Source organism: Dyella choica, assembly GCF_003977665.1.
Lineage (GTDB): Bacteria > Pseudomonadota > Gammaproteobacteria > Xanthomonadales > Rhodanobacteraceae > Dyella_B > Dyella_B choica.
The window spans coordinates 1-25,634 of the sequence record NZ_RYYV01000026.1 but is presented as its reverse complement, the minus strand read 5'-3'; the positions used below and the strand labels follow the sequence as shown (position 1 = coordinate 25,634).

Below are 25,634 nucleotides of genomic sequence, written 5' to 3'. Positions count from 1 at the left end.
CCTGACGCAGGGCAAGATAAAGCGCCGGATACGAAAGGGCCCCGCGAACTTTAGGGGGAAGTCCGCGGGGCCGGGGAATCGGCGACCCAGGGGAGAGGGCCGATTCCGGGTGGCGACCCAGGGAGGTGGGCGCCAGGGGGATGCCGTTGCGTGCATCCAAGCGTTAGAACACGGCACGGCCGAAAAAGTTGCATGAGGCCATGCAAAGAGTGGTGGATGGTCAGCAGTGATTCATGCAGCGATACGCGCCACCCCAATTCTTCGCGCCAGGGAGCAAGCGCGCCGCCTCATCAATGCGCTTCATCCCAGTTTTTGCCGGCGCCGATCTCCACGACTAGCGGTACGCGCAGTTCCGCTGCACCGGACATATGCTGCCGAATCGCTTCGCGCACGGTCTGAACTGCATCGGCCCGCACTTCGAACACCAGTTCGTCGTGCACCTGCATGAGCATGTGCGCGTCGTCGCGGCCTTTCAGCCAGGCGGCCACGGCTATCATGGCGCGCTTGATGATGTCGGCGGCGGTGCCCTGCATCGGTGCGTTCACGGCGGCGCGTTCGGCACCGGCGCGCAGAGCCTGGTTGCGTGAGCTCAAGTTCTCCAGGTAAAGGCGCCGCCCGAACAGGGTTTCAACGTAGCCGTCACGATGCGCCTGCTCGCGCGTGGCGTCCATGAAGGCATGCACGCCGGGATAGCGCGAGAAATAGCGTGCCATGTAATCGCTGGCCTCGCCGCGGTCGATGCCGAGCTGGCGTGCAAGACCAAATGCACTCATGCCGTACATCAGGCCGAAGTTGATCGCCTTGGCGGCGCGGCGCTGGTTGCTGCTCACCGCCTCCGGTTCCAGGCCGAACACTTCCGCAGCAGTGGCGCGGTGGATGTCATCGCCGGCATGGAAGGCGCGCAGCAAACCTTCGTCGCCGGACAGGTGCGCCATGATGCGCAGTTCGATTTGCGAGTAGTCCGCCGCCATCACCTGCCAGCCCTCGGGGGCGATGAACGCCTGGCGGATGCGCCGGCCTTCCTCGGTGCGTACCGGGATGTTCTGCAGATTGGGGTCGGTGGAAGAAATGCGCCCCGTCGCCACCGCGCCCTGGTGGTAGCTGGTGTGCACGCGCCCGGTGCGCGGATTGACGATTTCAGCGAGCTTTTCCGTATAGGTGGAACGCAGCTTGGCCAGGCCGCGGTAGTCCAGGATCAGTCGCGGCAGTGCATGCTCGTGCGCGATCGCCTCGAGCGCTTCCTCGTTGGTGGACGGCTGCCCGGTCGGTGTTTTCAATTTGGCCGGCAAACCAAGTTCGTCGAACAGGATGGCCTGCAACTGCTTGGGCGAATCGAGGTTGAACTCGTGTCCGGCCGACTGCCACGCTTCCTGCTGCAGCTCATGCATGCGCTTGCCCAGATGCTGGCTTTGCTTGCGCAGCTCATTCACGTCGATCAGTACGCCGCGCTGTTCCATGCCCGCCAATACCGGCACCAGCGGTATTTCGATTTTCTCGTAGACTTGGCGCAGTTTCGGTTCGCTTTCCAGTTGCGGCCACAGCGCATGATGCAGGCGCAAGGTGATGTCGGCATCCTCGGCGGCATAGTTGCAAGCGGTGTCCAGGTCCACCTGCGAGAACGAAATCTGCTTGGCGCCCTTGCCGGCGACGGCTTCGTATTTGACCGTCTCGTAGTCGAGATAGCGCTTGGCCAGCGAATCCATGTCGTGACGAGTGGCGGTGGCGTTCCACACGTAGGATTCCAGCATGGTGTCGTGCTTCAGGCCCTGCACCGCGATGCCGTAGTGCGACAGGATGTTCATGTCGTACTTGGCGTGCTGGCCGACTTTCGGGCGCGTCGGGTCTTCGAGAATCGGCTTGAGCGCGGCCAACACCAGGTCGCGCGGCAGTTGCTGAGGCGCGCCCGGATAATCGTGCGCCAGCGGGATATAGCAGGCCTTGCAAGATTCCACGCAGAGACTGACGCCGACAATATCCGCCTGCATCGAATCCAGGCTGGTGGTTTCGGTATCGAAGGCGATCAACGGTGCCTGCTGGAGGCGCGCCAGCCAGGCATCGAGCTGCGCCTGGGTCGTGACCAGCTCGTATTCGCCCTTGCCCGATGCGATGCTTGGCTTGGCTGCGGCGGGTGCTGGTGCCGGCCCAACGCCGGTCGCCGTGGCAGGCGGGGGCGCAGTGATGGTCTCTGCGGTGGTGCCATCGAGCTCTTTCAGTGCAGCCTTGAATTCATAGCGCGTGTACAGCTCGCGCAAGGCTTCGACATCGGGCTCGCGCAACATCAGCTGCGGCACGGTGAAATCCAGCGGCACGTCGGTCTTGATCGTGACCAGCTGACGCGACAACGGCAACGCCGGCAGCGCTTCGCGCAGGTACTCGCCGATCTTGCCGCCGACTTTGTCGGCATTCGCCATCACCCCGTCCAGCGAGCCGTATTCGGCCAGCCATTTCGCGGCGGTCTTCGGGCCACATTTGCTCACGCCGGGCACGTTGTCGACGGTATCGCCGGTGAGACTGAGGAAGTCGACGATCTGCTCCGGCTTCACGCCGAATTTATCCATCACCCCCGCGCTGTCCATGGTGGTGTTGGTCATCGTGTTGATCAGGGTTATGCCGGTGCGCACCAGCTGCGCGAGGTCCTTGTCGCCGGTGGAAATCAGCACCTCAACCCCATGCTCGTGCGCCTGGCTCGCCAGTGTGCCGATCACGTCGTCGGCTTCGACTCCGGAGACGCGCAGGATCGGAAAACCCAGCGCACCGACGATTTTCAGCATCGGCTCGATCTGCGCGCGCAGGTCGTCTGGCATGGGCGGACGGTTCGCCTTGTATTGCTCGTACAGTACATTGCGGAAGGTAGGTCCCGGGGCGTCGCTGACAAACGCGACGTAGTCGGGCTTGGCCTTCAGCGTGGCGCGTAGCATGTTGACCACACCGAACAAGGCGCCGGTGGGTTCACCCTTGGCGTTGCTCAAGGGGGGCAGCGCGTGGAAGGCGCGGTAGAGGTACGACGAACCGTCGATAAGCGTGAGTTTTGGCATGCGGGGGATTCTAAGGGAGTCAAGCCGGAATAGCCTGGGGCACATGGCATCCCGGCCATTCACCGCCGGGCGAACCATGCACTGTTATGCTTTTGTGACCTTGACGAGGTTTCCCCGCCATGAAACATGCAGCTTGCTTGCTAGCCCTTACTTTACTGGCCGCCTCTTCGGCCTTCGCGCAGAACGCTTCGACTTCTTCCGGTACGCCGCATTTCGCACCCGCGCCACCGCCGCCGGGCATGAACGATCCGGGCGTGAATCCGGCCAAGGCGCCAGCTGCGGCCAGCACCAGCAGTAAGCCCGTATCCAGTCCGGCCGAGCTGGAACCCAGCCATTTGCCGGGCAAGCCCATCCCGGTGCCGAAAGTCGCAGGTGTTCCCGCGCCGCGCGACGCTAACGGCCAGACGCCACCGGACGTGTCGGTGCGGCAGGAGGGTGAGAACACCATCCAGGAATATCGCCAGAACGGCCGCGTCTACATGGTGGTAGTGACGCCCAAGCACGGTCCGCAGCAGGTGTACAACGTGGATGAAAACGGCTACATGTTCGATCCGGTCAGCCGCACGCGGGTGAAACCGGTCCAGTACAACATCCTGCAATGGGGCAATCACAAGCCCGCATCGGAATCGTCGGCGGAAGACGACGGTCACTGACATTCTGGGGATGAACCTGCGCGAAAGCTGGCTGTTGTTCGCCCTGGGCTCGGCGATCTTCGCCGCGCTCACGGCGTTGTTCGGCAAGCTTGGCGTGGCGGGCATCAATTCCAATCTCGCTACTTTCATTCGCACCCTGGTGATACTCGCGGTGACCGCGGGCATTCTCAGCCTGCGGGCGGAATGGGCCAAGCCGTCCGGTTGGCCATGGCACAGCTGGGTGTTCCTGGTGCTTTCAGGCATTGCCACTGGACTTTCCTGGCTGTGTTACTACCGTGCGCTGCAATTGGGACCAGTGAGCAAAGTAGCGCCGATCGACAAGCTCAGCGTGGCCATTGCGATCGTGCTCGGTCTGCTGGTGCTGGGAGAAAAGCCAAGCTGGTCGGTGCTGGTCGGCGGCCTGCTCATCGTCGCCGGCTCGCTGGTGATCGCGTTGTTCTGACCGGCGTAGGCTGGGATGGCAATCCCAGCTTTGCCGCGCATGCATTTCGTAATGTCCTTACAAGCTGGTGCGCCTTCAGCGCGCGGGATCCAGCTCGGCGTAGTGGCGAAAGACGCCTTGCTGATTGAATGGAATGCGCCGGGGCGAAGCAAGATAGGCTGCAATATTTGGCCGTTCGGCAATGCGTTCGGCCAGTGCGCGCAGTCGTGGAATCCGTTTGCGCATGCGGCGCATCGCATTGGGAAAGGCGTAGTCCAGTCCGCTGATCAGCTGGAACAGCGAAAGATCGACATACGAATGGCGCGTAAGTGCTTGCCGTCCGTTGCCGCGCTCCAGTACCTGTTCGAAGTAGCCGAGGAATTTCGGCAGCCGGTCCTCGCGAAACGCCTGGCTGCGCTTGCGCGCGGCGGCGCGCTGCTGTTCGTAATACAGATCGACTGCGATCGGATGGTGGGTGTCGTGGATTTCCGCCACGAAATCGGCAATCGTCAGCTGCAACTGCTGCGCGTAGATCTCCGCCATTTGCCCGCCTGGCACTAATCCCAGATGCGGACCGAGATAAGCCAGGATGGTGGGTGTTTGCGCAATCACCAGGCGACCGGCCTTGAGAAACGGCGGTGCGAACGGCAAGGCGCCATCCCGCGTGCCGCGCAGGAACGGCGTCATCACCTTGTCGCCGCGCTCACGCGCCACATCGATGTAATCGGCGCCGGCGTCTTCGAGCGCGAGGCGCACGTACTCCCCGCGGCCCTGGATGCCGGTCCAGTAGTAGAGTTCGTAGCGCATGTTCTTGGTCCTCTCATGCAGTGCCAGGCGATGAACTATATGGCTCTCCGCTCCCGGTGGATGTGACTGTCATGAAGGATGAACTTTTCCGTTTCAAAAACGTGTAGCACCGCGCAATGAGTTTGTCGCGAAACGCCCAATGAGCCATGTGTTGCTTGCCAACCGACTCCGGCGGATGCTCTGCATCTTCGTGCAGATCAATAAGTCACATGGCTGCCGCGCAGATGAGCTTTCATGGCATCGTGTTGTTCCAGCAATGCTGCCGGGACCGCCATGCCGCCGCGGTGAAAGAAGGCTTCGCCACGGGCTTGCGCGTTTGCGCGACCGATGATGCGATCGAGGTCGGATTCGCCCCGGGCAAGATCTTGCAGCACGGGTGCCATGCAGGCCATATTGCGGGTAATTACTCCGATCTTGGCGGCACACGCCGCGTGGGCGCCGTTGATGCCAAAGGAAACCGGTGCGTGCCTAAGCATGTAGGCATCGTTAAGCCCATCTCCCATGGCCACCAAACGGCAGCCAGGGTGCTGTCGCTTGATGCTGCGGCCAAAGGCTAGCGCGAGCGCCGCCTTCGCACGGTCACCTATCACAAAGCACCGGGTGAGAAGCTGGCCGAGCAAGCTGCCGGACCCTTGAGTGCATCCCGGCATCCAGGACAGCCCCAAATCGTCGCGGTAATGGGTGACGATGCGTTCCATCAAGGATGCTTTGCCATCCACCGAGAGCGCAGGTTGCTTTGGGCCGGGAGTTGACGTTTGGACTACATGGGTGTCGATCAAGTCACAGGCGTCGGAGAGAAAGCGTTTGACCGCTCCCATTTCAACTTCCCACCGGTCCGCCGCGATCAAGGCGTCATGAATCTCGTCCAAAGGAAACATGGAGCCGGATACACGCGTTCCGACCGCGATGCCGATGTCTTGAAGCGCTTCGCGATACGGGCTTCCCGGCGCAGTGGTGATGCCTCGTAAACAAATTCCCCATCCATCCATGGCCTGCGTCAATGCCAATATGCCGGGTGACGGCATGGCACGCCGCGCCCTGAGCGCAAGGCTGGCCGAATCGACCCCGCAAGCCAGAAGCCAGGGAAGAGCGAGGATGGTATCCGCACCCTCTTGCAGTGACGGTTTCGTTCCGTGGGTCCGACCCAGCAAGTGCTTGTCGGTTGCGCCAGTCATCTGGTTGAAGACATCGTATGAGGCTCGATAAATGAGCGCACCATAGGGAGGAGTCTTTCCTGGATCTGAGCCTGCCGGGCGAACTGCCTCAGCCAGTGCTTCCAGCACGAGGTCTCCCAGCACCAGGGGGCCTTCGATGTCGGACGCCAATGCAAGGCGCCTGCCGCTGGGATGAGGCTGCTCCTGCGTCATCGACCACACGGTTTGCGGTAATGGCAGCCAGCGCCGCGAAAGTTCTTCGTAATCGACTTGTGCCGATTTCGTTTCCATGTCATCTCCTGAATCCTCTTTAAGAGGATGCAAGCGCGACGCCGAACACGGTTCAACGGAGCTTATGCAGCGTTGATCGAGGTATTCGTGTGATTCCCCTTAAGAGATTTAGACGTCAGCCATAGCAGCGACGGTGGTTGCGCATCGCGCAATGCCGTCATGGTGAGCATCCACGTTCATGCTGCGTCCCCTGCATCTTCGCGCCTTTCGAATGCGTCGAAGTGAAGTGTCCACGATAAGTGACCCGCAAAATTCTAGCGGGCTTGAATGTGCATGAGGCGTGACGAAAAACCGTCGTTGTGCTCAGCGCGGTGTGAGCGCACCCTTCGCCGCCAATTCACGCAAGCGGTTCCACACGAGTGCCGCTAAAGGCGAAAGCGAACGCTGACGGCGATGGATCAAAGTGACGGCGCGACGCTCAGTGGGGGTAAGCGGTCGTACCGCAAGCGTGGTGGGCGGAGAGGAGAGCGTGGGCGTTATGGTCACGCCCAGTCCAGCTTCCACCATGCGGAAGGCGGTATAGGGATGGCCGGTCTGCTGCACTACGTGCGCAGCTACACCGTGTTTCTGCAGCAGCTGGTCGATCAGGCGCCGGCTGCCGGAAGAATAGTCCAGCAGCACCAATGGCTGCCCTTGCAGCTTCCGCCACGACACGGTCTTGTGCCGTGCCAGCGGATGATCCGGGCGGCAGGCGAGGCAGAACGGATCGTGCATGATGACTTCGCTGGCGAATTCACCGGCCTGAGGCGGTTCGATCGCCACGCCGAAATCCACTTCGCCGCCGCGCACGCTGTCCAGCACCAGGGTTTGCGTCTGGTCATGCAGCTGGATGGTGAGTTCCGGGTATTCGCGTGCGCAGTCGGCGATGCATAGCGGCATCAGGCTCGCCGACAGGGTCGGTACCGAGGCGATGCGGATCTTGCCGCGCCGCCGCTCGCCTTCGGAATGCACGTGATCGAGCACGCCTTCCAGTTCATCCAGTACGCGTTCGATGGCACTTTCCAGATAGCGTCCGGCTTCGGTCGTCACCACCTCGCGCGTGCTGCGATCGAACAGGCGTACGCCCAGTTCGCTCTCCAGTTCGGCTACGTGCCTGCTCACCGCGGGCTGACTCAGATGCAGATGCTCCGCGGCACGGTGGAAATGGCGCTGCCGCGCTACCGCCAGGAAGACCCGCAACTGCCGGAGATTGACATTCATTCCCATAGCGGATCAATAGATACAATAAAGTGATTGGAGTTATCAATGGCTCTGCATTGAAATAACGACGTCCCCCCCCCCCCCCGGATTTCCCGTCCTTGCAGCCATGTCCCTGCGCCGCTTCCTGCCCGACAACTTCACTCTCTGCCTGATTGCCAGCGTGATCACGGCCAGCGTGCTGCCGAGCCGTGGCGGAGCCGCCGTGGCGTTCGACGGGCTGACCACCCTGGCCATTGCGCTGCTGTTTTTCCTGCACGGCGCCAAGCTCTCGCGTGAAGCGGTGGTGGCCGGGCTGACGAACTGGCGTTTGCACCTGACCGTGCTTGCCAGCACCTTTGTGCTGTTTCCGCTGCTGGGCTTGTTGCTCAAGCCCTTGCTGCTGCCGCTGGTTACGCCGGCACTTTACGTGGGCATCCTGTTTCTGTGCACCTTGCCGTCGACGGTGCAATCCTCGATTGCATTCACTTCGATCGCGCGTGGCAACGTGCCGGCGGCGGTGTGTTCCGCATCGGCTTCGAGCCTGATCGGTATCATGGTGACGCCGTTGCTGACGGGGCTGATGGTGCAGGCGCACGGGCAGGGCGGCATGTCCTGGCACTCGGCTGGCGCCATCGTGCTGCAGCTGTTCGTGCCGTTCGTGGCCGGACAGATTGCTCAGCGCTGGATCGGCGGCTGGGTGCAAAGGCATCGCCCTCTGATTGGTCTGGTCGACCAGGGATCGGTCTTGCTGGTGGTGTACACCGCGTTCAGCGCGGCCGTGCTGCAGGGCTTGTGGAAGCAGCTTCCGCTGCCTGTATTGGGTGGCCTGCTGATCGTCAATGCCATCCTGCTCGCTATCGCCCTGCTGGCGACGCGTTACGGTTCACGCGTGCTGGGCTTCGATCGCGAGGACGAAATCGCCATCGTATTCTGCGGCTCCAAGAAGAGCCTGGCCAGCGGCGTGCCGATCGCCAACGTGCTGTTTCCCGCGCCGATGCTGGGCATGATCGTGTTGCCGATCATGCTGTTTCACCAGATGCAGCTGATGACGTGTGCAGTGCTGGCGCGGCGATATGCGCAGCGTGTTGAAGCCAAAAGACGTGGCGTATCCAACGGACAGGCGGTGATCGTCGATTGACGCAGGCTGGGTTGCAAAACCCAGCACTGCCATGCACGTAATGCACGCGGTGCTGGGATTGTATCCCCCGAGGCTTGCGTCAGTGACGGAAATGGCGCATGCCGGTGAACACCATCGCCATGTCGTGTTCATCCGCGGCGGCGATCACCTCCGCATCGCGCATTGAGCCACCGGGCTGGATCACGGCGCGAATGCCTGCGGCAGCCGCTGCGTCGATGCCGTCGCGGAACGGGAAGAACGCGTCGGAAGCCATCACCGAGCCGCTTACTTCCAGTTTCTCGTCCGCTGCCTTGATGCCGGCGATGCGCGCGCTGTACACACGGCTCATCTGGCCGGCGCCGATGCCGATGGTCTGGCGGTTGCGTGCGTACACGATGGCGTTGCTCTTCACGTACTTCGCGACCTTCCAGGCGAAGATAAGGTCGCCGACTTGCTCCTGCGTCGGCGCGCGGCGCGTAACGATCTTGAGATCCGCCGCGCCGACCATGCCGCGATCAGCCGTCTGCACCAGCAGGCCGGAACCGACGCGCTTGATATCGTAAGCGCCCGCTGCGCTGGTGCTTTCCGCCGGCACGGGAATATGCAGCACGCGCACATTGCTCTTCTTGGCAAAGGCTTTCAGCGCGGCATCGGAATAAGCAGGGGCCAGCACCACCTCGATGAACTGGCGCTCCACCATCGCCTGCGCGGTGGCGCCGTCCACTTCTCGATTGAACGCGATGATGCCGCCGAAGGCAGAGGTGGGATCGGTCTGGAAGGCCAGGTCGTAAGCACGGCCGATGCCGTCCAGGCTTACCGCTACGCCGCAGGGGTTGGCGTGCTTCACGATCACGCATGCGGGCTTGGTGAAGCTGCGCACGCACTCCCACGCCGCATCCGCATCGGCGATGTTGTTGAAGGACAGTTCCTTGCCCTGCAATGGCTGGAAGGTTGCGAGAGTGCCTGGCGCAGGTTGCAGGTCGCGATAGAACGCGGCCTGTTGATGCGGGTTCTCGCCGTAGCGCAGATCCAGTGTCTTGACGAAGCGGTTGTTGAGCTGGTCGGGAAAGGTTGCGTGGCCGGTGACGGCGTCTTGCGCATCGTTGAGCTTGAGGCCGGAGAGGTAGTCGCTGATCGCCGCGTCGTAATTGGATACGCGATTGAACGCAGCCACGGATAGCTTGAATCGCGTAGCCCGGGCCAAGCCCCCGTGCTGTTCGATTTCCGTCAAGGCTTCTGCGTACTGGTCGGGCGAGGTGAGCACGCCGACGTCATTCCAGTTCTTGGCGGCGGAACGCAGCATCGCCGGACCGCCAATGTCGATGTTCTCGATCGCCTGTTCCAGCGTGCAATCGGGCTTGGCAACGGTGGCTTCGAACGGATACAGGTTCAGCACGAGCAGATCGATCGGCGCTATGCCCAGTTCGGCCATCACCGCGTCGTCGGTGCCACGGCGGCCGAGCAGACCGCCATGCACCTTGGGGTGCAAGGTCTTGACGCGGCCGTCCATGATCTCCGGGAAACCCGTCACGTCGCTCACGTCCTTGACCGGTATGCCGGCTTCGCGCAGCGCCTTGGCGCTGCCGCCGGTGGAAAGCAGCTCCACCTTTGCTCCGGCGAGGCGTTGGCCCAGTTCAATCAGCCCGGTCTTGTCCGAAACGCTGATCAGGGCGCGGCGGATGGGGGTGACGGCAGGTGCGGACATGGCGGCTTCCGGAACGTGAAAGCCATGCATTATAGCGCGATGTGCCAGGTGTTTGGACGGCTAAATGGAGCAGGCGGCCGACCCCGGCCTAGGGCCTACAGCAGGCCGTGTTGGGCGAGCTTCTTGCGCAGCGTGGCGCGATTGATGCCCAGCACCGCCGCGGCGCGGCTCTGGTTGCCGTCATGAAAAGCCAATACCTCACGCAGCAACGGACCTTCGACTTCGCGAATCACCAGCGCGTGCAAACCTTCGTCGCACGACGTATCGCCAATGTCCGCAAGGTAGCGGCGCACTGTACGGCTGACGCATTCACTCAGTGCGCTCTGCGACGAGGATTCACGAACAGCCTCGTTGGCAGGCAGTCTGACGGCGTTCAAGGACATTTCCCCTCACGTACTCCATACGCAACGGCTGCATGGGCCGTCGCCATGTATTGGCAGTTACCGCTTACGCGGCGGGTAGGCGTTGCACGCCGGGGAACAGGACATTCCTTTAGCGCGAGGGACCGAGTGTACTCGCGACGGGCGACAAAATTAAGAGGCCTTCGCTATGAAAACGCCGTTAGCCGCATAACGCCATACCGAACAGGCACTAAGCCGCGGTTATTCAAATTCCATGTCAAAGGCGACCGCTTGGTGCCCTGGATCCTCCACCTCGAAGACCAGGGCGGTGCTGGCGCCGGGCGCAAGGCCACGATGCAAGGCTTCCGTGTCGTCGAGGTATTCATAAGGATTGAGACGGCGCATGGCGATCACCTGGCCGTTGCCGTCGGTCAGGCGAAGGGTGACCATCGGCCACGGTTGAGTAAACGTTGCATCGTTGCGCAGCGTGGCGCTGATCAACAGCGCCCCTGGAACCGAGGGATGCGTTTGCACGTCGCGTGCCAGCAGATGCAGCTTGCCAACGTCACGCACCGCCGGCAATCGGCATTGCAGGATGGCGCATGCTTGCCGCAGCCATGGACTGGTGATGGGGTCGGCGACCAAGGTGTCGCGCAAGGCCCATCCGAGTTGCGCCGCAAGACCGAGCAGCAACAGCAGGCATGCAGCAATCCATGGCCAACGGCGCGGTTGGTCACGGCGCTTGTCCCGTGCAAAGCGCGGTGTCACAACTAGATCCGCGAAAGCGTCGAGCCCGGTCAGCGTTTCGGCCGGCTCGGGCTCGGTCTTTGCTTTCGGTCGAAACACCGCAAGTTCCAGACGTGGCGGTTCCACGCCGGGCTCGTTGACCGGCAGTTCGTCGAAGGGCTCGGGCGGCAGTTGATCGGCCAGCGTCGCGATACTGTCGAAACCGTTGCCGCAATGCCCGCACATGACAAAGCCGTGCGCCTGCGCGAGCGTGCGCGCATCCACTGAAAACACGGACAGGCATTCAGGGCATTGCGTATACATGCGGAACGCGGGACCTAGTGTTCGGCAAGCTTAGCAGGGTGGCGGGCAATCAAACGCGGCGCCGGCCGCTGATGCGCACCCAATCTTCGCGCATGTCCACACGCAGTTGCTCGAACCATTCGGCATAGCGCTCCAGCAACTCCTCCTGCTGGCCAAGCAGGATGCCGGAAAGCGCAAAGGGCGCACCCGGCTTGGCGAGGGCGGCAAAGGTGGGCGCAAGCTCGCCGAGCGGGCCGGCCAGGATGTTGGCGACGAACACATCGGCCGGCTCGCCGACAAAGTCTTCGGGTAGGAACAAGGCCAGCCGGTCACCTACATTGTTGCGCTCGGCATTATCAGCGGAGGCTGTCAGCGCTTGGGGGTCATTGTCCACGCCAACCGCGGATGCAGCGTCCAGCTTCAGGGCGGCGATGGCAAGAATGCCCGAGCCGCAGCCGTAGTCGATCACCCGCTTGCCCGCAAGATTCAGGCTGTCCAGCCATTCCAGGCACAGCGCTGTGGTGGGATGCGTGCCGCTGCCGAAGGCGAGGCCCGGATCGAGCTGCACGATCGCCTGATCGTCATCTTCCGGCGGCGCGATGTTCCACGGATAGATCCATAGCCGGCGGCCGAACGGCATCGGCTTGAACTGGTCCATCCATGCGCGTTCCCAGTCTTCATCGGCAACGTCGTGGAAATCGAGCTGGTCCGGTTCCAGGAACGGCAGCAGTTCGCTCAGCGCCTCACCCAGGCCGCGGCGATCGGTGTCTGCCTCGAACAATGCATTCAAGGTGATCGTCGGCCACAACGGCAACTCACCCACGCCCGGTTCGAAAATCGCCTGCTCATCCGGCGTTTCGGCATTGGCATCGCGCAAGGTGATCGACAGCGAGCCGAGATCTTCCAGGGCCTCTTCCACGCGGGGTTGTTGTTCGGCACGGACGGTCAGGGAGAGTTCGAGCCAAGGCATGAGCGTTCCGGAAGATAGGGAGCGACTATTTTCCCTCTCCCGGTTGGGAAGAGGTAGGGTAACGGGCGAATCTTGCGATCGGGCTCAACATTGCCGAAGCGATGCGTATGCCCCATTGGCGCTATGTCTCAGTCGGCGGACAACTGCGCCCTCTCCTACGTGTAGTAGAGGAGGGCGCAAGATTCGGATCTGCTCAATGCCCGCTATGCGGATGTTCCTTATGCTCCGCCATCCGCTTTTCCAGGTAGTGGATGTTCTGTCCACCCTGCTGGAAACCTACGTCGGACATGATGCGCTGCTGCAACGGAACGTTGCACTTCACGCCTTCGATCACCGTCTCGGCGAGCGCCAGGCGCATGCGCGCAATCGCGGTTTCGCGATCGGGGCCATGCACGATCAGCTTGCCGATCATCGAATCGTAATTGGGCGGAATCCGGTAGCCGTCGTACAGGTGCGTATCCACGCGCACACCGGGGCCGCCCGGTGCTTCGAAGCGCTTCACCGTGCCGGGCGAAGGCATGAAGGTTTCCGGATCTTCTGCGTTGATGCGGCACTCGATCGCGTGGCCTTGGATCTTGATGTTTTCCTGCTTGAGCGAAAGCTTTTCGCCGGCTGCGATCAGCAGTTGCTCGCGCACCAGGTCCACGCCGGTGATCAGTTCCGTAACCGGATGTTCCACCTGGATGCGCGTGTTCATCTCGATGAAGTAGAAGTGGCCGTTCTCGAACAGGAATTCGAACGTGCCCGCGCCGCGATAGCCGATGCGCAGGCATGCGTCCACGCATACCTTGCCGATTTGCGCGCGCAGCTCCGGCGTGATGCCGGGTGCGGGGGCTTCTTCGACCACCTTCTGGTGACGGCGCTGCATGGAGCAATCGCGTTCGCCCAGATGAATCGCGTTGCCCTGGCCGTCGGCGAGCACCTGGATTTCCACGTGGCGCGGATTCTCCAGGAACTTCTCCATGTACACCTGGTCGTTGCCGAAGGCCGCCTTGGCTTCCTGCTTGGTCATGGTGATGGCGTTGCCCAGGTGCGCCTCGGTGCGCACCACGCGCATGCCGCGGCCGCCGCCGCCGCCTGCCGCCTTGATGATCACCGGATAGCCGATCTCACGCGCGATGCGCATGTTTTCTTCGACGTTGTCGCCGAGTGGGCCGCCGGAGCCGGGTACACACGGCACGCCGGCCGATTTCATCGCGCGGATCGCTTCGACCTTGTCGCCCATCATGCGGATCACGTCGGCAGTCGGCCCGATGAAGATGAAGCCCGACTGCTCCACCTGTTCGGCGAAGTCGGCGCGTTCGGCCAGAAAGCCGTAGCCGGGATGGATCGCATTGGCGTCGCTGATTTCCGCCGCGGCGATGATGCGCGGAATGTTGAGGTAGCTGTCGACGGAGGGTGCGGGGCCGATGCAGATGGCTTCATCCGCCAGGCCTACATGCTTCAGGTTGCGGTCGGCAGTGGAGTGCACCGCTACGGTGCGGATGCCGAGGCTGTGGCACGCACGCAGGATGCGCAGCGCGATTTCGCCGCGATTGGCGATAACGACCTTTTCGAGCTTCTGCATAGTCGTCAGGCCGTTCAGGCGATCACGAACATCGGCTGGTCGAATTCCACCGGCTGGCCGTTGTCGACCAGGATGGCCTGCACGGTGCCGCCGACTTCGGCCTCGATCTGGTTGAACATCTTCATGGCTTCGATGATGCCCAGCGTTTCGCCGGCCTTTACTTGCTGGCCCACCTTCACGAAAGCGGGGGCGCCCGGGCTGGCCGAGGCATAGAAGGTGCCAACCATTGGCGCCTTCACCACGTGGCCGGCAGGCAGGTTGCTGCTTGCCACGGCGCTTTCGGCAGGAGCCGCTGCGAGTGCCGGAGCCGCAGCGGGGAGCGGTGCGGGCATGTGCACGGCGGCCGGTGCGGCGACAGTGATGTTGCCCTTGGGAACGCGCGACAGGCGGACGACTTCTTCGCCTTCCTTGATTTCCAGTTCGGCGAGGTTGGACTCCTCGAGCAGGTCGATCAGTTTTTTGATCTTGCGCAGATCCATGGGCGTGCCTTCTTAAGAGTCTGGGCCGCAGCTTGGCGGCCCTGGTGTGAATGGTTTGGGGTGGAAGAAAACGGCAGGCGTCGGCTAGCCGGCGGCTGTTTGTTCAAGTCTGGCCAGGGCGGCCTCCAGGCCTAAGCGGTAGCTGGCGCTGCCGAAACCGCAGATCACGCCTACCGCCAGGTCGGACAGGTAGGAGTGGTGGCGAAAGGGCTCACGGGCATGCACATTGCTCATGTGCAGTTCGATGAAGGGGATGGCCACCGCCGCCAACGCATCGCGCAGCGCTACGCTGGTGTGGGTAAAGGCGCCGGGATTGATCAGGATGGCCGCCACCTGTTCGTCGCGCGCCTGATGAATCCGGCCGATCAGCTCGTGCTCGGCATTGGACTGGTACCAGGCCAGTTCATGACCGGCCGCCTGGGCGCGTTGAGCCAGCTGGTTGTTGATGTCGGCCAGCGTTTCCCGGCCGTAGATGTCCGGTTCGCGTACGCCGAGCAGGTTGAGGTTGGGTCCGTGCAGGACCAGCAGCTTCGCCATAGGCTCCAGGCATCCCCCGGGTGTCCAGAATCCGCGAGAGTGTGCGCGGTGTCGGGGATATTGTCCAGTTCGGCGATGTTTGGCGATGTTTGGCGGAGAAAGTAGATGTTAAACGTGCGTCGACGTATGGCGGCGCAAATGGCGTCAGGGCGCGCTTGTCGGCGACAGCCACCGCTCCAGCTGGCGAGGGCTCAACCGCCCCCGCTTCATCGCCAGGATCTTCCCGTTTTCGTCCAGGAGCACGTTGTAGGGCAGTATTTCGTCCAGGTCGCCGAAACGCAGCGTGGTACTGGGCGAGTCCAGTTGGCCCAGAAGGATCGGGTAGCTCGCCGGATGCCCGGCCAGGTAGGTGCGTACGGGACCCGGTTCGTCCATGGCAATGCCCAGCACGATCCCACCCTGATCGGCGAACTTGTGCTGGGCTGCATTCAAGCGGGGCATCTCTTCCCGGCACGGGCCGCACCAGGTGGCCCAGAAGTTCAGCAGCAGGCGCTTGCCCTGGTAGCCGGAGAGCCGGCGCTCGTGGCCGTCGAAGTCGAGCAGGGCCAAGTCCGGTCGAAGTTCGCCGACATCCGCCACATGAACACCGGGCGGCACGCGCGCCAGCCGTCTTTCATGTTGCAGCCATCCGCCGGCGATGGCGGCCAGCAGGGCCAGGGCGAGAATGAAAAGGTTGGGGCGGCTCAGCATGAGAGAGGAGCGAGTAGCGGGGCCACAAGTATGAGCGCTTGCGGCCCCGCATGTCGCAGTCCGTCTACTTCGCCGCCTCGGTCAGCGCCTGCTCCACCAGCGCGGAGGTCAGCACCGTGGGCAGCTTCCGGCCAGTGCTGCCGTCCTTCGGAAAGACCACGTACAGCGGTACCCCCGGAGAGTGGTATTCCTGCAGGAAGGTGGAAATGGTGGGGTCCTCGTTGGTCCAATCGCCCTTCATATAGACGGCGCCGGTGCGCTTGAGCAGCGCCTTGAAGTCATCACCGTTGAGCACGGCGTGTTCGTTGGCCTTGCAGGTGACGCACCAGTCCGCGGTCATGTCGACGAACACCGGCGTGCCGGCCTTGCGCAGTTCGGCGAGCTTGTCCGGCGAGTAGGCGACGACGCCATCCGTGCCTGCGGTCGTCCGCGCAACCAGAGGCAGCGTGGCGAGGTAATACAGCGGCGCCATGGTGAACAGCGCGAGCAAGACCACCAGTACGCGGCTCGGCACACCGCGATTGCGGCTGCGCTCGAACCACCACAACGTCATCGCCAGCAGCACGGCGGCCACCAGCAGCAGGCCAACCGCATCCGCGCCGCGCTGATTGGCGAGCACCCACGCCAGCCAGGCCGCCGTGAGGTACATCGGAAACGCCAGTACTTCCTTCAGCGTTTCCATCCAACGGCCGGGACGTGGCAGCCAGCGCGACAATGCCGGCACGAAACCCACGGCAAGGAAGGGCAGCGACAAACCTAGCCCCAAAGCGACGAATACGCAGATGGCACTGGCGATCGGCGCTACCAGCGCATACGCCAGGGCTGTGCCCATGAACGGTGCCGTGCAGGGACTGGCGACCACGACGGCGAGCACGCCGGTGAAGAAATCGCCGGCCGGGCCAGACCGATTCGCGAGCGAGCTGCCGGTGTTGCCGAGCGATGCACCGAACTGCACCACGCCGGACATCGACAGCGCCACGGCCAGCATCACCAATGCAAGCACTGAGACCACCAACGGGCTCTGCAGATGCGCGCCCCACGCCGTTTTCAGCGCGATGATCACTGCACCAAGCACGACGAAACTCACCAGCACGCCAGCCGTGTACATCAAGGCATGCATACGGCGGCGCGCGGGATTTTCGCCGCTCTCGATCAGGCCGATCGCCTTGATCGACAGCACCGGCAACACGCAGGGCATCAGGTTCAGCACCAGGCCGCCGCCTAAGGCGAGCAGCAAGGCGTAGACGAAGCTGACGTCGAGCGAATGGTTCTGCTTGGCCGCGGCAGGCGGCATCTCCGGCGCAGGATTGGCCGCTGTCTGCATGCTCGTGCTGTTGCCACCGATCAGATCGATCTGCGCTTCGCGCGTCATCAGCGGGTAGCACAGGCCACCGTCCTGGCAACCCTGGAAACTGGCTACCAGCGCGAGCCATTTCATGCCGCTGGTATCGCCGTTGATGGCCACCGGCAAGGTCAGTTCATCGAAATACACCGTGGTCTTGCCGAAATGCGCGTCCTCATGGCTGGCGCCGGCCGGCCAGGCAGGCGACAGCGAAAGCTTTGGCGCGTCTTTGACGGAAAGCCGGGTCTGGTCCCGATACAGGTAGTAACCCTTGGCGATGGTCCAGCGCAGCAGCAGGTGATTGGCGTCCTGGGCGATCGCCTCGAGATGGAAAGCCTGTTCCGCCGGCAGCGGTTCATGGCTGACGTCTCCCAAGACTCGTGTGCCGGACTGGAACAGATCATTGAGCTTGTTCGAGGGCGGCGCGCCAGCGGCCGCCGGAACCGGCAGCGTGAGTTGCTCGGTATGCGGCGGATAGCAGATCTTCGGATCGGTCTCGTGGCAGCCCTGGTAGCGCACGCTCATGACCAGCGACGTAGTGCCGGGGGCGAGCGTGTAGGGAATGCTGGCATCCACGCCGTGGTGATAGGTCTCCACCGGGCCGAGGTAGGGATCGTCGTGTTTCTCGCCGTTGGGCAGTTGCGCTTCGCCCAGTGTGACGCCATTGCCGCCCTTGAAGGCCATGCGCCCGCGGTAGAGGTAGTAGTCCTGTGCGATTTCCCAGTGCAGCTTGACCACGCCGGGCGTGCTGGCGTCGGCACTGAGTTTGTAGGCCTCGGTGACCGGTAGCAGGTTGTCTTCGGCGTCCTGGGCCTGAGCCTGCATGCCGAACGCCAAGGTCAGCAGGGTAAGCAGATAAGCGGCGACGCGGCCGTAGTGAAGCGAGCGCATTCCAACTCCAGTCATGGGGATCGCGTGGGGGCGCGATGGGGATTATGAGCCAGCTCGCCGTTGGAGCTGGGGTTTATTCGACCGCGTTCAGCGGTGCGGGTGCCGCGGAACGGCGGATTTGCAACATGCCGGTGGTGAGCCCCACGCCCAGCAGGATCACCGAACAGCCGCCAGCCATCGCCAGCGTGATCTTTTCGCCGAGGAACAACGCACCCCACACCACGCCGAAGACAGGGATCAGGTACAGCACCGTCATCGCGCTGGTGGAGCCGATACGAGCCAGCAGCCGGTAAAACAACACGTAGGCAAGCGTGGTGCAGGCTGCGGCCAGGCCGAACATGGCGAGCCAGGCCGGCAGCGAGGGTGACTTGGCCGGCCACATCCACGCTGTGAAGGGCAGCAGCATGAGGGCTGCGGCAACCTGGCTGCCGATCGCCACGGTCAGCGGCGAGGCGCTCTGCATACGCCGGTGACTGTAGTGCGCGCCAAAGGTGTAGCAGATGTTGGCGCCTACACAGGCCGCCATCGCCCAGCCGATGCCCGCACCACCGTGACCGAAGCCCATGCTCCCGCCGATCAGCCACACGACGCCGGTCAGGCCGATCACCAGGCCGCTCGCCTGTGTTGCGTTCAAGCGTTCGCCCAGCAACAGCCAGCCGGAGGCAGCCACCAGCAGGGGTGCGATCGCGTCGAAGATGGCTGACAGCCCCGACGGCAGGTACTGCGCGGCATACGAGAACAGCACGAAAGGCAGCGCCGAATTCGCCAGGCCGATCAAGGCGATCGAACGCCAGTTCGCGCGCAATTCCGCTAGCCGCTCGCGCGACATCAGCAAGGGGATGCAGCAGATGGCAGCCCCGATGGCGCGCATGCCCGCCAGCGCCATGCTGCCGAACTGAGCTGCGCCCATGCGCATGAACAGGAACGAGGCTCCCCACAGGGCACCGAGCAGTACAAGCGTGGCGACGTCGGACTTTTTCATGGCGAATGCATTCACTGGGGCGGTGGGTCGAGGTTAGATCCATGCCGTGACAGGACCTGTCAGTAGCTTGCCTAGGCGCGAGTTTTTGCGCCCTGCTTGAACAGCAGCGTGCGTTCCTCATCAGACAAGGCTTGCTTGGGTGCATAGACGTTCTCGACGCCCTCATAGGTACGTAGCGTTGCCGGTCTCGCTGCCATGGCTTCGAACCATTGCTGCAAATGCGGAAAATCGGCGAGGCGTTGTCCATGTGCTTCGTGCGGGACGACCCAGGGGTAACAGGCGATGTCGGCAATCGAGAATTCGCCGGCGATGAACGGGCGATCGGCCAGCCGGCGATCGAGCACGCCGTAGAGGCGCGCGGTTTCATGGGTGTAGCGTTCGATCGCGTAGGGCACCTTCTCCGAGGCATAGACGTTGAAATGCCCGATCTGTCCGGCCATCGGTCCCAGGCCCGCCATCTGCCAGAACAGCCACTGCAGCACCTCGGCGCGGCCGTGGATGTCCTGCGGGATGAAACGGCCGATCTTTTCAGCGAGATACAGCATGATCGCGCCGGACTCGAACAGCTTGACCGGTTCGCTGCCGTCTGCCGGGGCGTGATCGACGATCGCCGGAATCTTGTTGTTCGGCGAGATAGCCAGGAATTCGGGCTTGAACTGCTCGCCTTTGCTGAGCCTGACCGGTATGAGGCGATAGGGCAGCTGCGCCTCTTCCAGGAACAGCTTTACCTTCAATCCGTTCGGCGTGGCGGCGAAATAGAAATCGATCATGGCGTAACTACCTGTTTTGGCGGGCGCGGCGGCGGTGGGTCGTCGCTTCGAGATCAGATTAGACAAGGCTGTGGTCTTGCAAAAGAGCCACATTAGGGCAAATCTACGGGTCCAGTTTGGTCTAGGCCTGCCGCGTGGAACATCCCTTCGAATTTCCGCTTGAATTGCCGGAACGCGGCTCGCGCCAGCGCATGGCTGCCCTGCATCGCCAATTGCGTACCGCCATCCTCGACGGGCGTCTGAAGCCCGGACTGCGGCTACCAGCGACGCGCGAGCTGGCCGAGGCGCTGGAGGTGTCACGCAACACCGTGGTGGCGGCGTACGACCTGTTGCTCGGTGAGGGCTATATCGAGGCACGGCGCGGCGCCGGTAATTTCGTGGCCGATCTCGCCATGCGCCGCAGTGGGCGGAATGCCCAGGCCGACACCTCGGCCCCCGACGGCCGCCTGGCTCCGTATTGGCAAAACTTTGCGAGCTTGCCCGCACCGATGCCGGCGGGCGGCTTCGCCTATGACTTCCGCCTCGGGATTCCCGACAGCCGCTCCTTTCCTTACGACGTCTGGCGGCGTTTTTCCGCACGCGCCTTGCGCAATCTGTCCAGGGCCGCACCAGTCTACGATCTGGCGCAGGGGCGGCTGCCCTTACGCCAGGCGATCGCGCAGCACATCTCGTTTGCCCGCGCCGTGTCGTGCGAGGCCGAGGATGTGGTCGTCACGAGCGGTGCGCAGCAGGCGTTCGACCTGTTGGCGCGCGTACTCGTCACGCCGGGGCAAACCGTAGTGGCGGTGGAAGATCCCGGTTATCCGCCTTTGCGTGCAGTGTTTCTTGCCGCTGGCGCGCGTGTGGTCGACATTCCGGTGGATGAGGAAGGCTTGATCGTCGACCAGCTACCGCGCGACACGAACGTGATCTACGTGACGCCTTCGCACCAGTTTCCGCTAGGCGTGGTGATGTCGCCGCAGCGTCGCGTCCAGTTGCTGGAATTTGCGCGTACACACGGCGCGCTGGTGATCGAAGACGACTACGACAGCGAGTTCCGCTACAGCACCCGGCCGCTGGACGCATTGCAAACGCTGGACCGCGACGACACCGTTTGCTACGTCGGCACGTTTTCCAAATGCCTGTTCCCCATCTTGCGGCTCGGCTATGCGGTGGTGCCGCCATGGCTGCGTACGGCTTTGGCCAATGCCAAGCATCAGGCCGATTGGCATGGCGACGTCCTGGCGCAGGACACGTTGGCAGCGTTCATTGCCGAAGGGCACCTGGTACGTCATGTGCGGCACATGCGCAAGCTGTATGCGGATCGGCGCGATGTGCTGCTGAATGCCTTGCAGCGGTACGGGAAGGGAAGATTGCATGTGTATCCGTCTGACGCCGGCCTGCATCTGGCAGCACGGCTGGATGGGCCGGTCGATAGCCAGGCCTGGCTTGAGCGCGCCAAGGCCAGTGGGATCAACCTGGAGCCGCTGGACTGGTATGCGAAGGATGGCGCGATCGTTAACGGCCTTGGCTTCGGTTTCGGGCTGATCGATGTGGCGCGGATCGAAGAAGGCATCGCCAAGCTGATGAAGCTGATCGGGTAGTGCGCTGGGATGAAAATTCCTAGATGGGGCTTTCCGATGCCGGGATTCCATCCCTGCCTACGACTTGTGCCGGAATGACCAAGCCGGTGGTCCCGCAGGAATGACACAAAGTGGCTCTTATCGACGGTCCACCAAATGGGGAGCATGCACCCACCCCATCCGAGGAGATGAACGTGCGTATCGTGGTTCTATTGCTGTTGATGTTGTTCAGTGCCCTGGTCCAGGCCGAAACCGGCGAGCAGCATGCCCAGGCGGCGGCGCGCGGCCTGGTCGGTACCCCTGCACCCCGGCTGGTGCTCAAGACGATCGACGGGCAAACCATCGACCTCAACAGCTACTACGGCAAGAAGCCGGTGTATTTGAAATTCTGGGCCACTTGGTGCGTGCCCTGCCGTGAGCAGATGCCCCATCTGAGGCACGTCTACGAGCAGGCAGGCTCGGACATGGCGGTGATCGCCGTCGATGTCGGTTTCGACGACACCGTGGACGACGTGCGCCGCTATCGCAAGGACATGGGTTTGAAGATGCCGATCGTGTTCGACGATGGCAGCATCGGCGAGGCGTTTCACCTGCGCGTAACGCCGCAGCATGTGGTGATCGGACGCGATGGCCGCATTCTGTACGTCGGTCACGAGGCCAATGCGAAGCTGGATGCAGCCCTGCTGGCTGCGCGCGAGGCGGCCCCCTCTACTGCGGTTGCCACGGCAGCAGTAAGCGACTCCAGCAGCGCGGATAAGCAACTGCCGGATTTGGCGATTCCCACCCTCTCGGGCACCGCGTTTGATTTGCATGCCTCGCCAACCAACGGTCGTCCCACCGTGCTGGTCTTCATGTCGCCGTGGTGCGAGAGCTATTTCGCGAAAAGTCGCCCGGCACTCGCCACCAGTTGCCGCGCGGTGCGCGAGCAGGTTACGGCGCTGTCGAGTGACGACCACGTGCGCTGGCTGGGCATCGCTTCCACTTTGTGGGCAGGCAAGGACGATCTGCGTGCCTACCAACAGGAACACCACCTGGGGATGCCTTTGGCCCTGGACGATTCCGGCGCGCTGTTCCGTCGCTTCCGCGTGATGCATGTGCCCACCTTGCTGGTATTCGATGCACAGGGACGGCTAGTGCGACGCATCGAGGGGGTGGACGCCCACTTGGGTGATGAACTGAAGACGCTGTCGGCTATTTGAATCGGGCAGGGAGATAGGTCCATGCGTTACATGGCAGCAATTGTCCTATGTATGGCGCTGGGCGCGTCCGGCAACAGTTTGGCCGCCGAAGAACACGCCCTGCTGAGCTCGCCGTTGACCGATGTCCGCAACCATCAGTTGCAAGCGGTCACTGTGACGTATGCACCCGGTCAATCCTCAGCTCCGCACCGGCACGGCGGCGACGCCTTTGTCTATGTGCTGAGTGGCCACATACGCAGCCAGGTGGGCAGCGACGCTGTGCGCACGTACGGCCCGGGCGATAGCTGGTTCGAGCCGATGGGTGCGCATCACGTCGTCAGCGGCAATGCGAGCACCATCGAGCCGGCGACCATGCTGGTGGTCTTTGTCGCGGCTCCGGGCGCTATGTTGACGGTATGGGATAGCGCGAATGCTCCATCACAACCGATGGCGCGCCCCCCATCCAGGTAAACCGTATGACAACACGTGCAGTGATGCGCTCCCTCCCCTACGTGCAGTAGGGGAGGGAGCAGATTGCGGTAGCAGCCAATGACTCAAGGCGAGAACCAGGTTTTTTCAACGTGCTTGGTATCCAGATACTCGCGTACCGAAACGATCTTGCCGCCCTCAAGGCCGATCAGGAAGTGATATTGATTCCGATACAGCCTGCCGTTGTTCAATTCGCCATGGCCGCTGACCTGTGCGCAAACCCGCTCGTCTTCGGCGGTAAGGCTGTGCACGGATAGCCGGAGGTTGCCTTTCAACTGCTGATGCATGCTCGCAAGGATGCCGGCCACCTGCTTTTTGTCGTGGTCACCCGCGGCAGGAACCCCTTCCAGCTCACCTGCGATCCACCAGTTCACATCATCGCTCAGCAAGGCCAGCATGCCATCCAGGTCGCCCCTGCTGATGCGCGCAAACAATTCATGGACGACGCGCTTGTTTTCCTCGGTGTTCATCGCTTCCTCTCCTTAGCTCAATGTCCGCCAGAGCGGACCCATTCCAGGTAAGCCGCGTGCCCGTGTTCCACCGGCACCGCGATCAGTTCAGGCAATTCATACGGATGCAGCGCCAGCAGGCGTTCCTTGAGCGCGCCGAAGCGCGCCTCGGTGGTTTTGATCAACAGCAAATCCTCGCTGTCGGTGGTCACTTCGCCGCGCCAGCGATAGGTGGAACGGATGCCCGGAACCTGGTTGACGCAGGCGGCCAGCGATTCGTTCACCAGCGCCTGTGCCAGCCGTTGCGCACTGGCCGTGTCGGGGCAGGTGCAGTAGCACAGCAGTACGCGATCGGGATCGGACACGGGGCTTTCCTCATGAAGTCGGCATGGATGGCTGTTTCGCCAGCAGGCCGTAGTTGCTGAATTTTTCCAGCGCCTGCGCCACCTCGGCGTCGGTCAGCAACACCGGCTTGCCAACCTGCAGGGCCAGCGCGTATTGCCTGGACAGGGTTTCCACCTCCACCGCCCGCCACATCGCCTGTTCGAGGTTGGGACCGGCGGCGAGCATGCCGTGATTGGCCATCAGGCAGGCCAGTCGCCCCTCCATGGCCCGCATCACAGCGTCGGAAAGTGCCTGGCTGCCGTAGGTGTAGTAGTCGGCGCAGCGGATCGAATCACCGCCGCTCACCGCGATCATGTAATGGACGGCCGGGATCTGAATGCGGCACATCGACAGGGCGGTGCTGTAGGGCGGGTGGGCATGGACGATCGCATGCAGGTCGGGGCGCGCGGCGTAGATATCGCGGTGGAAGCGCCATTCGCTGGACGGGCGCAGCCCCTCGGCATGGCTCCCGTCCATCGCCACCTGTACGACACCCTCGGGCGTGATCTCTTCGTAGGGCGTGCCGCTTGGGGTGATCAGGAAGCCATTGCCGTGCCGCACGCTCAGGTTGCCGGAGGTGCCCTGGCTCAAGCCCGATGGGGTCAGCTTCAAGCCGTAGGCGACAATCTGTTCGCGTAATATCGGGTCTGTGGTCACTGCGTGGCTATCCGCAAAAAAGCCGGATGATACGCGACCAGGGAGGAAGTCGATGCATGAATCAGGGGGATTTCGTGATCGCTACAGGTTTCATCTATGCACCGAAAAGCTGGCTCGGTTTGGTTGCGGTGATCTGTCTATGGGCATGTTGCGTACCTCGGTTGCAGGCGACTCAGATTAGGCGCGCGCCCTGCGCCATATCCGATTCCGCTGCCCGGCAAGCATCGTTGAACACGCTCCTGGGCATGCTTCGCACAGTTGACACCACACTGGACTCTTGCCTGGTCGATCAAATGCCCCGATTCGGCGAAAGCGCGGTGGTGCCGTTGGCAGTCTTGTTGCGCACGGGCTCCGAGAACGGGCGTTTCAACGCAGCGCTCGGGCTGGACCGGCTTAGAGACCAGGCCGTGGCCGCGACGCAGGCGCTTGAGTCCGCGTTGGACGACTCGAGCAGTTCGGTGCGCTGGGCCGTGCTTGGCTCACTGGAATCTATCCAGCCGCGCTCCCCGTCGCTTACGCTCAAGTTGTTGCGGCAGCTGGATCGGGAGCAGTCGACTTCAGCAACGCTGTATGACGAAGCGCTTATCCGGGCGATCGCGCACATGGGAGGTCTCCCGCCTGAAGCACTTCCGATACTCGACCATGCATTGCGACATCTTCCCAATGGCTACAGCCTTTCGGTCCAGGAGTTGATCGAAACCATCGGCCGTGTCGACACTCCGGAGCGGGTGGTGCTGCTTGCACGGCTGATCGGCGACAAAGACCCGGTGCGTGCCTGGTACGCGACCGTGGCCATCGGGCGCTCCGGTAGCCTCGCCTTGCCGGTGCTGCTGTTCTATCGCCTGGCAGGCCTTGCCGGGCACTTGATTAGCGTCGAGTCTCAGTAGGGTTTCGTAGATCCCGCTCCGGCAAGGGGCGGGATCGGAGTAAGCCGGCAGCCAGGTCTGCGAGCATC

General features: G+C 62.8%; 25 protein-coding genes. 7 read left to right on the top strand and 18 right to left on the bottom strand.

Going from position 1 to position 25,634, the window contains the following annotated elements; translation table 11 throughout:
• Positions 1-290: 290 nt before the first annotated feature.
• Entirely contained in the window at positions 291-3,035 is a 2,745-nt protein-coding gene (gene polA, locus EKH80_RS21140; protein WP_126686787.1) for a DNA polymerase I, read from the bottom strand.
• 119 nt (positions 3,036-3,154) lie between these two features.
• Here polA and EKH80_RS21135 point away from each other — a divergent pair, with 119 nt between their 5' ends.
• Complete coding sequence (locus tag EKH80_RS21135) at positions 3,155-3,688, top strand: DUF2782 domain-containing protein (RefSeq protein WP_230473865.1); 534 nt, start codon at positions 3,155-3,157, stop codon at positions 3,686-3,688.
• Between the two features lie 10 nt (positions 3,689-3,698).
• Positions 3,699-4,130, top strand: a complete 432-nt coding sequence (locus tag EKH80_RS21130) for an EamA family transporter (RefSeq protein ID WP_126686786.1) — start codon at positions 3,699-3,701, stop codon at positions 4,128-4,130.
• 75 nt (positions 4,131-4,205) lie between these two features.
• On the opposite strand, the gene EKH80_RS21125 is transcribed toward EKH80_RS21130, so the two are convergent.
• The 3 genes from EKH80_RS21125 to EKH80_RS21115 form a co-directional block, all read right to left on the bottom strand.
• The gene (locus EKH80_RS21125) at positions 4,206-4,916 is read right to left on the bottom strand and encodes a glutathione S-transferase (RefSeq protein ID WP_126686785.1); all 711 of its coding nucleotides are present in this window, start codon (positions 4,914-4,916) and stop codon (positions 4,206-4,208) included.
• Positions 4,917-5,113: 197 nt separating this feature from the next.
• Positions 5,114-6,361 carry a hypothetical protein gene (locus EKH80_RS21120; protein ID WP_126686784.1) on the bottom strand — a complete coding sequence of 416 codons (1,248 nt, stop codon included), beginning with the start codon at positions 6,359-6,361 and terminating at the stop codon, positions 5,114-5,116.
• A gap of 303 nt (positions 6,362-6,664) precedes the next feature.
• Positions 6,665-7,561 carry a LysR family transcriptional regulator gene (locus tag EKH80_RS21115; RefSeq protein WP_126686783.1) on the bottom strand — a complete coding sequence of 299 codons (897 nt, stop codon included), beginning with the start codon at positions 7,559-7,561 and terminating at the stop codon, positions 6,665-6,667.
• Positions 7,562-7,667: 106 nt separating this feature from the next.
• Here EKH80_RS21115 and EKH80_RS21110 point away from each other — a divergent pair, with 106 nt between their 5' ends.
• On the top strand, positions 7,668-8,678 hold the full coding sequence (locus EKH80_RS21110) for a bile acid:sodium symporter family protein (RefSeq protein WP_126686782.1): 1,011 nt from the start codon (positions 7,668-7,670) through the stop codon (positions 8,676-8,678).
• 79 nt (positions 8,679-8,757) lie between these two features.
• Here the strand turns inward: EKH80_RS21110 and purH are convergent, their stop codons facing one another.
• From purH to EKH80_RS21055, 11 genes are all read right to left on the bottom strand, one after another.
• Complete coding sequence (gene purH, locus EKH80_RS21105) at positions 8,758-10,362, bottom strand: bifunctional phosphoribosylaminoimidazolecarboxamide formyltransferase/IMP cyclohydrolase (RefSeq protein ID WP_126686781.1); 1,605 nt, start codon at positions 10,360-10,362, stop codon at positions 8,758-8,760.
• 95 nt (positions 10,363-10,457) lie between these two features.
• Positions 10,458-10,745 (bottom strand): helix-turn-helix domain-containing protein, encoded by a 288-nt coding sequence (locus tag EKH80_RS21100; RefSeq protein WP_126686780.1) that lies wholly within the window; start codon positions 10,743-10,745, stop codon positions 10,458-10,460.
• Between the two features lie 219 nt (positions 10,746-10,964).
• Entirely contained in the window at positions 10,965-11,753 is a 789-nt protein-coding gene (locus tag EKH80_RS21095) for a zinc-ribbon and DUF3426 domain-containing protein (RefSeq protein ID WP_126686779.1), read from the bottom strand.
• Between the two features lie 49 nt (positions 11,754-11,802).
• Positions 11,803-12,702 carry a 50S ribosomal protein L11 methyltransferase gene (gene prmA, locus EKH80_RS21090; RefSeq protein ID WP_126686778.1) on the bottom strand — a complete coding sequence of 300 codons (900 nt, stop codon included), beginning with the start codon at positions 12,700-12,702 and terminating at the stop codon, positions 11,803-11,805.
• A gap of 193 nt (positions 12,703-12,895) precedes the next feature.
• Positions 12,896-14,269 carry an acetyl-CoA carboxylase biotin carboxylase subunit gene (gene accC, locus EKH80_RS21085; RefSeq protein ID WP_126686777.1) on the bottom strand — a complete coding sequence of 458 codons (1,374 nt, stop codon included), beginning with the start codon at positions 14,267-14,269 and terminating at the stop codon, positions 12,896-12,898.
• Between the two features lie 14 nt (positions 14,270-14,283).
• A complete protein-coding gene (accB, locus tag EKH80_RS21080) occupies positions 14,284-14,748 on the bottom strand; it encodes an acetyl-CoA carboxylase biotin carboxyl carrier protein (RefSeq protein WP_126686776.1) in 465 nt (154 codons plus the stop codon).
• Positions 14,749-14,832: 84 nt separating this feature from the next.
• On the bottom strand, positions 14,833-15,285 hold the full coding sequence (gene aroQ / locus EKH80_RS21075) for a type II 3-dehydroquinate dehydratase (RefSeq protein ID WP_126686775.1): 453 nt from the start codon (positions 15,283-15,285) through the stop codon (positions 14,833-14,835).
• 144 nt (positions 15,286-15,429) lie between these two features.
• Complete coding sequence (locus tag EKH80_RS21070; RefSeq protein WP_126686774.1) at positions 15,430-15,975, bottom strand: TlpA family protein disulfide reductase; 546 nt, start codon at positions 15,973-15,975, stop codon at positions 15,430-15,432.
• Between the two features lie 64 nt (positions 15,976-16,039).
• Positions 16,040-18,208, bottom strand: a complete 2,169-nt coding sequence (locus EKH80_RS21065) for a protein-disulfide reductase DsbD family protein (RefSeq protein WP_126686773.1) — start codon at positions 18,206-18,208, stop codon at positions 16,040-16,042.
• Positions 18,209-18,281: 73 nt separating this feature from the next.
• Entirely contained in the window at positions 18,282-19,190 is a 909-nt protein-coding gene (locus tag EKH80_RS21060; protein WP_126686772.1) for a DMT family transporter, read from the bottom strand.
• A gap of 71 nt (positions 19,191-19,261) precedes the next feature.
• The gene (locus EKH80_RS21055; RefSeq protein ID WP_126686771.1) at positions 19,262-19,960 is read right to left on the bottom strand and encodes a glutathione S-transferase N-terminal domain-containing protein; all 699 of its coding nucleotides are present in this window, start codon (positions 19,958-19,960) and stop codon (positions 19,262-19,264) included.
• 134 nt (positions 19,961-20,094) lie between these two features.
• On the opposite strand from EKH80_RS21055, the gene pdxR reads away from it, so the two are divergent.
• The 3 genes from pdxR (at position 20,095) to EKH80_RS21040 (ending at position 23,171) form a co-directional block, all read left to right on the top strand.
• Positions 20,095-21,543, top strand: a complete 1,449-nt coding sequence (gene pdxR / locus EKH80_RS21050; RefSeq protein ID WP_126686770.1) for a MocR-like pyridoxine biosynthesis transcription factor PdxR — start codon at positions 20,095-20,097, stop codon at positions 21,541-21,543.
• Between the two features lie 173 nt (positions 21,544-21,716).
• On the top strand, positions 21,717-22,721 hold the full coding sequence (locus EKH80_RS21045; protein ID WP_126686769.1) for a TlpA family protein disulfide reductase: 1,005 nt from the start codon (positions 21,717-21,719) through the stop codon (positions 22,719-22,721).
• Between the two features lie 21 nt (positions 22,722-22,742).
• Entirely contained in the window at positions 22,743-23,171 is a 429-nt protein-coding gene (locus tag EKH80_RS21040; RefSeq protein WP_126686768.1) for a cupin domain-containing protein, read from the top strand.
• Between the two features lie 83 nt (positions 23,172-23,254).
• Here the strand turns inward: EKH80_RS21040 and EKH80_RS21035 are convergent, their stop codons facing one another.
• The 3 genes from EKH80_RS21035 to EKH80_RS21025 are packed head-to-tail and all read right to left on the bottom strand — an operon-like array spanning position 23,255 to position 24,679.
• A complete protein-coding gene (locus EKH80_RS21035) occupies positions 23,255-23,659 on the bottom strand; it encodes a nuclear transport factor 2 family protein (protein WP_126686767.1) in 405 nt (134 codons plus the stop codon).
• Between the two features lie 17 nt (positions 23,660-23,676).
• Positions 23,677-24,003, bottom strand: coding sequence for a divalent-cation tolerance protein CutA (gene cutA, locus EKH80_RS21030; protein ID WP_126686766.1), 327 nt, complete (start codon positions 24,001-24,003; stop codon positions 23,677-23,679).
• A 10-nt stretch (positions 24,004-24,013) separates the two neighbouring features.
• Positions 24,014-24,679, bottom strand: coding sequence for a class II aldolase/adducin family protein (locus tag EKH80_RS21025; protein ID WP_126686765.1), 666 nt, complete (start codon positions 24,677-24,679; stop codon positions 24,014-24,016).
• A 245-nt stretch (positions 24,680-24,924) separates the two neighbouring features.
• On the opposite strand from EKH80_RS21025, the gene EKH80_RS21020 reads away from it, so the two are divergent.
• Positions 24,925-25,566, top strand: coding sequence for a HEAT repeat domain-containing protein (locus EKH80_RS21020; RefSeq protein WP_126686764.1), 642 nt, complete (start codon positions 24,925-24,927; stop codon positions 25,564-25,566).
• Positions 25,567-25,634: the final 68 nt, after the last annotated feature.

Coding starts and splice junctions, on each gene's coding strand:
- polA (WP_126686787.1), bottom strand. CDS start 3,035: ATGCCAAAACTCACGCTTATCGACGGTTCGTCGTACCTCTACCGCGCC.
- EKH80_RS21135 (WP_230473865.1), top strand. CDS start 3,155: ATGAAACATGCAGCTTGCTTGCTAGCCCTTACTTTACTGGCCGCCTCT.
- EKH80_RS21130 (WP_126686786.1), top strand. CDS start 3,699: ATGAACCTGCGCGAAAGCTGGCTGTTGTTCGCCCTGGGCTCGGCGATC.
- EKH80_RS21125 (WP_126686785.1), bottom strand. CDS start 4,916: ATGCGCTACGAACTCTACTACTGGACCGGCATCCAGGGCCGCGGGGAG.
- EKH80_RS21120 (WP_126686784.1), bottom strand. CDS start 6,361: ATGGAAACGAAATCGGCACAAGTCGATTACGAAGAACTTTCGCGGCGC.
- EKH80_RS21115 (WP_126686783.1), bottom strand. CDS start 7,561: ATGAATGTCAATCTCCGGCAGTTGCGGGTCTTCCTGGCGGTAGCGCGG.
- EKH80_RS21110 (WP_126686782.1), top strand. CDS start 7,668: ATGTCCCTGCGCCGCTTCCTGCCCGACAACTTCACTCTCTGCCTGATT.
- purH (WP_126686781.1), bottom strand. CDS start 10,362: ATGTCCGCACCTGCCGTCACCCCCATCCGCCGCGCCCTGATCAGCGTT.
- EKH80_RS21100 (WP_126686780.1), bottom strand. CDS start 10,745: ATGTCCTTGAACGCCGTCAGACTGCCTGCCAACGAGGCTGTTCGTGAA.
- EKH80_RS21095 (WP_126686779.1), bottom strand. CDS start 11,753: ATGTATACGCAATGCCCTGAATGCCTGTCCGTGTTTTCAGTGGATGCG.
- prmA (WP_126686778.1), bottom strand. CDS start 12,702: ATGCCTTGGCTCGAACTCTCCCTGACCGTCCGTGCCGAACAACAACCC.
- accC (WP_126686777.1), bottom strand. CDS start 14,269: ATGCAGAAGCTCGAAAAGGTCGTTATCGCCAATCGCGGCGAAATCGCG.
- accB (WP_126686776.1), bottom strand. CDS start 14,748: ATGGATCTGCGCAAGATCAAAAAACTGATCGACCTGCTCGAGGAGTCC.
- aroQ (WP_126686775.1), bottom strand. CDS start 15,285: ATGGCGAAGCTGCTGGTCCTGCACGGACCCAACCTCAACCTGCTCGGC.
- EKH80_RS21070 (WP_126686774.1), bottom strand. CDS start 15,975: ATGCTGAGCCGCCCCAACCTTTTCATTCTCGCCCTGGCCCTGCTGGCC.
- EKH80_RS21065 (WP_126686773.1), bottom strand. CDS start 18,208: ATGCGCTCGCTTCACTACGGCCGCGTCGCCGCTTATCTGCTTACCCTG.
- EKH80_RS21060 (WP_126686772.1), bottom strand. CDS start 19,190: ATGAAAAAGTCCGACGTCGCCACGCTTGTACTGCTCGGTGCCCTGTGG.
- EKH80_RS21055 (WP_126686771.1), bottom strand. CDS start 19,960: ATGATCGATTTCTATTTCGCCGCCACGCCGAACGGATTGAAGGTAAAG.
- EKH80_RS21040 (WP_126686768.1), top strand. CDS start 22,743: ATGCGTTACATGGCAGCAATTGTCCTATGTATGGCGCTGGGCGCGTCC.
- EKH80_RS21035 (WP_126686767.1), bottom strand. CDS start 23,659: ATGAACACCGAGGAAAACAAGCGCGTCGTCCATGAATTGTTTGCGCGC.
- EKH80_RS21020 (WP_126686764.1), top strand. CDS start 24,925: ATGCTTCGCACAGTTGACACCACACTGGACTCTTGCCTGGTCGATCAA.